The organism is Acinetobacter endophylla (genome assembly GCF_053543775.1).
Window position 1 is genome coordinate 1 of sequence record NZ_JBLVOM010000307.1, and the last position, 541, is coordinate 541.

Genomic DNA, 541 nt, shown 5'->3' on the forward strand with positions numbered 1-541 from the left:
GAAAGGTATTGCGGAAACACTGCGTCATACAGTTCATCCGTGTACGGCCGGTCCAGTAAAATTGCGGCAGCGGTGCTGAGTGCTGCAGCACGTTGCGGCTGGCGTATTCGGGCATGTTCAGCCAGTAAATCCCGCGGACATATTCGCGCCAGCCCAGAATCTGCCGAATAAACCCTTCCACGGCATTCAGTGGCGCATGACCAGCATTGTAAGCCGCTTCTGCGGCATCACAGACTTCTCGGGGCAGCAATAGGCCGCAGTTCAGATAAGGCGAGAGCAGGCTGTGAAACAGCGTGTCTGCACCCTGAACCATGGCATCCTGATAATCGCCAAAGTGCGGCAAACTGTGGTCAATAAAATGCTGCAGCGCGCGCAGCGCATCATTGCGCGTGGTGGCCCAGCGGAAACTTGCAAGGTTTCCGGGATGCCGGGAAAATTCACGTTTAACCAGTTGCAGTACATCCAGATCAATCTGATCGTGCTCAAAGCAGAGGGGTTCAGGCAAAGGGGGATTACCTGACCAGGCCTTACGGTTGGCACT

General features: G+C 55.3%; 1 protein-coding gene. It reads right to left on the reverse strand.

What is annotated here, in order from left to right; all coding sequences use genetic code 11:
* A partial coding sequence (locus ACNPNW_RS16435; RefSeq protein ID WP_448767207.1) for a cryptochrome/photolyase family protein occupies positions 1 to 541 on the reverse strand: 541 nt, incomplete at both ends.